This window comes from Actinoplanes sp. NPDC048791 (genome assembly GCF_040650095.1).
Classification (GTDB): Bacteria; Actinomycetota; Actinomycetes; order Mycobacteriales; family Micromonosporaceae; genus Actinoplanes.
This window is the reverse complement of sequence record NZ_JBEZGQ010000371.1, coordinates 1-3,459: the sequence shown is the minus strand read 5'-3', so window position 1 is coordinate 3,459 and position 3,459 is coordinate 1. Positions and strand designations below refer to the sequence as shown.

3 protein-coding genes and 1 pseudogene are annotated in these 3,459 nt (G+C 71.9%); 2 read left to right on the top strand and 2 right to left on the bottom strand.

Annotated features, from left to right (window positions below; genetic code table 11):
• Positions 1 to 5: 5 nt before the first annotated feature.
• Together AB0C29_RS24715 and AB0C29_RS24710 are read right to left on the bottom strand one after the other, a co-directional pair.
• Entirely contained in the window at positions 6 to 674 is a 669-nt protein-coding gene (locus AB0C29_RS24715) for a response regulator (protein WP_023359837.1), read from the bottom strand.
• 7 nt (positions 675 to 681) lie between these two features.
• Positions 682 to 2,367 (bottom strand): GAF domain-containing sensor histidine kinase, encoded by a 1,686-nt coding sequence (locus tag AB0C29_RS24710; protein WP_360824357.1) that lies wholly within the window; start codon positions 2,365 to 2,367, stop codon positions 682 to 684.
• Between the two features lie 287 nt (positions 2,368 to 2,654).
• Here AB0C29_RS24710 and AB0C29_RS24705 point away from each other — a divergent pair, with 287 nt between their 5' ends.
• Positions 2,655 to 3,107 (top strand): SRPBCC family protein, encoded by a 453-nt coding sequence (locus tag AB0C29_RS24705; protein WP_360548179.1) that lies wholly within the window; start codon positions 2,655 to 2,657, stop codon positions 3,105 to 3,107.
• 57 nt (positions 3,108 to 3,164) lie between these two features.
• Positions 3,165 to 3,459, top strand: a pseudogene (locus AB0C29_RS24700) (hypothetical protein); the annotation flags it as partial.

The following is a 3,459-nucleotide window of genomic DNA, read 5'->3' as shown; positions in this document are numbered from 1 at the left end:
GCAGATCAGAACTTGGGAGCGTCCGGAGCCTCCAGCAGACCGAGCCGCAGCGCCGTCATCAGCGCCTGGGCTCGGTTGGCCGCGCCCAGTTTCTCGTACAGCTTGGAGATGTGGGTCTTGGCCGTGGACTCGCTGACGAAGAGCTGCTTGGCGATGCCGGCCACGCTCATGCCGTCTGCCAGCAGGCGCAGGACCTGGCCTTCGCGGGGCGAGAGCTGCGGGCCCGATGGTGCCAGGCGCCGCTTCATGGCTTCGGCGAGGTCGGCCGCGGTGAACGCGCTCGGTGCCGAGGCGGCGTGCCGCGCGGCCGCCACCACCTCGTCGGCGGGGGCCGTCTTGGGTACGAATGCGCTGGCCCCGGCCTCGAGGGCGCCGAAGAGCTGGTCGTCGCCCGCGTACATGGTGAGCACCACGATGCCCATGTTGGCGTTGTTCTTGCGCAGCGCGCGGGTGGCCTCGAGGCCGCTGCCGTCGGGCAGCCGCAGGTCCATGATGACCACGTCCGGCTGCAAAGCACCGGCCTGCCGGACTGCTTCGGCGGCCGTGGCCGCCTCACCGACGACCTCGAACTGCCGGTCCCGCTCGAACGCGTGCCGCAGCCCCTTACGGATCAGGTCGTGATCGTCGACGAGCAGCACCTTGGTGCGGGTCGTCGGCATCGGACTGGTCGACATGCTCGGGTTACTCCCCTTCTGGTGCGGAAACGCTATCCCGCACGCTATCGCGCCGAGTGGAGGTTCCGAGCACTACCGCAACGGTTGTCCCGCTGGGGTGTCGCGGCCGGATCTCCAGTCGGCCCCGGATACGTTCCGCCCTCTCGGCCATGATCGCAAGGCCGTAGCGGCCGTCCGGACGATCATCGGCAAATCCCTTGCCGTCGTCGGTGACCTCGATCTGCGCGTACGGCGGGTCGACCGTGCACGTGACCCACAGGTTGGAGGCGCCGGCGTGCTTGCGGGCGTTGGTGATCGCCTCCTGGGCGATGCGCAGCAGCTCGGCCTCCGTGGCGGCGGGCAGCCGGGCGGTGGACTCGTCGAACGTGAAGTGCACCCGCAGCCCGGCCGACGTGCCCAGGGTGCGGGCGTACTCGGCGATGGCCGCGGCCAGACCGCCGTTGCGATCCACCTCGGAACGCAGCTCGAACAGGCTCAGGCGCAGCTCGGTGATCACCCGGGTGACCTCGCCGCGCAGCGTGCGCAGCTCCTCGGCCGTCTCGTCGGCACCCTCGGGCAGGGTCGCCTGGGCGTTGTCGATGCCGTACCCGACCATGACCAGCTCCTGCGCCACCCCGTCGTGGATCTCCCGGGCCAGCCGCTGACGCTCCTCATTGGTCGCCAGCGACCGCACGTCGTCGAAGAGCAGCGCGGCCTCCAGCCGCAGCGCGGCCGGGCCGGTCACCTCGGTGACCCGGGCGACGACGGCCGACGGGTACGCGCTGGGCACGTCCGCCTCGAGGATCACCAGGCCGATCGTGCGCACCCCGGCGACCAGCGGCACGACCAGCGACGAGGCGTCCCCGCCCTGGTGGGAGCGGGCCTGCGAACGCGAGGCGGTCTGCGGCTGCTGCGAGGCCCAGGCGTCGGCGATCGCCGAGTCGGCGTCGAGGGTGACCTCCCAGTCGACGCGCTCGGCGCCGGTCTGCGCGAGCACGACCAGCCGGCCGCCACCGCTGGCGGACAGCACGGCGGCGCGGTGACCGGGCGCGACCTGGCGGAGCTCCTCCAGCAGGTGCTCGGAGATGCCGCCGGGGTCGAGCGTGGCGCCCGGCAGTGACCGGGCGACGCTGCGCAGCTGGGTCAGCAGGCGGGTCGCTTCCGCGTACGGTTGCGGTTTGTTCTCCACCGGGGTCATGAGCTGGCGCATGGTGTCGGCCGCGAAGGTGATGATCGCGCCCAGGACCAGCCACTGCCCGCACGCGGCGAGATAGCCCGGCTGCAGGATGACCGTGTCGCCGTGGCCGACGACGAGCCCGCCGGCGACCATCGCGACGGTCGCGACCCCGAGCAGTGCGGCGCCCTCGGTGGCCCGGCGCTGCAACCCGGCGGTCAGCAGCGGGACGACGAGGTAGGGCAGGATCGCCTCGGCGCCGAAACCGGCGGCGATGGTCTCGTTCGCGGCCACGGCCACGGATCCGGCGGCCAGGCCGACGACCGCGGCCTCGGCGAAGCGCCCGATCGGCGCGGCGATCCGATGATCCGGCGCGAACAGCGCCGGCAGGGCGGCGACCAGCAGCAACGCGATCCAGCGGAGCTGGCCGGGATCCCGGGTGGCGATGAGGGTGAGCGCCGCGACCAGGGCGAGCACGATGAGGCGGGCCGCCACCGCGAGCGGATGGACGCGCGCGGGGACGCTGGCTGAGGCTGGCACGTGACGGATCGTAGCCGCACCCTCCGACAACCACGCATCCGCGACCCGGCGGAGATCGGTGGCCGCAAGGCCGGGAGTCGCAAGGTCAAGGGCCAGATCAAGAGCTTCATGTCGTAGGTCCGTGCGTGGCCCGGGCCGTCGCTCCCGCCGAGAACGGCCTGATTGCACGGGCAGACCGCGGTGGCCGGGCCGGGCGGTCCGGCGACAGGTCGCGGTGCGGAACCGGGTCGGCGACGGGCGGTGCCCGGTCACCCGGATGTGGGCTCGTACCGGGTAGCCTGCCAGCCATGGCGGACACCTCGACGCAGTCGATCCAGGTCCATGCGCCCCTCGCTCAGGTGGCCGCGGTGATCTGCGACTTTCCGCGCTACCCCGAGTGGGCGGACGCGATGAAACAGGTCGAGGTGCTCGAGGAGTACGAGGACGGGTACGCCGCCCAGGTCCGGTTCGTGATCGACGCGGGACCGCTCAACGATGACTACACGCTCGACTACGCGTACGCGGAGGATCTGTCGCGCATCGAGTGGCACCTGGTCGCACCCTCGAAGATGCAGCGCACTCTCAACGGCTCGTATGACCTGGCCGACAACGGCGACGGAACCACGACAGTGACGTACATGCTGGAGGTGGAGCTCTCCATCGGCATGCTCGGCATGTTCCGCCGCAAGGCCGAGAAGATGATCATGGACACGGCGCTGAAGGAACTCAAACGCCGCGTCGAGAGCCTCGCCAAGGCGTAGCCGGGCAGCACGTCCGGCCGCGCCGCACACGCGGTCGCGAGCAGGGGGAGCAGGACAATGGCAGAGCCCACAGGTACGGCCCGCCAGGAGGCCGAGAAGCTGGTCGCGACGGTTCTCGCCATGGCGTCCCAGGCCGGCCTGGGTGGCCCGCCGAAGGACCGCGACCCGGCTGCCCCGAGCGGTCTCACCGGGTTGACCGACAGGCTCTCCGGCCTGATGGACCAGTTCCTGGGCGGCACCCCGGACAACCAACCGGCCCGGCCGGGCGAGCCCACCGACCGCGACCACCCCACCGACCCGCGCGAAGCGGGCTCGGGCGCGGCCACCGATCCGCGCGAAGCGGGCTCGGGCG

What these genes read in the sequence shown, in the direction of transcription:
- AB0C29_RS24705 (WP_360548179.1), top strand. Translation starts at nt 2,655, where the DNA reads ATGGCGGACACCTCGACGCAGTCGATCCAGGTCCATGCGCCCCTCGCT.
- AB0C29_RS24715 (WP_023359837.1), bottom strand. Translation starts at nt 674, where the DNA reads ATGTCGACCAGTCCGATGCCGACGACCCGCACCAAGGTGCTGCTCGTC.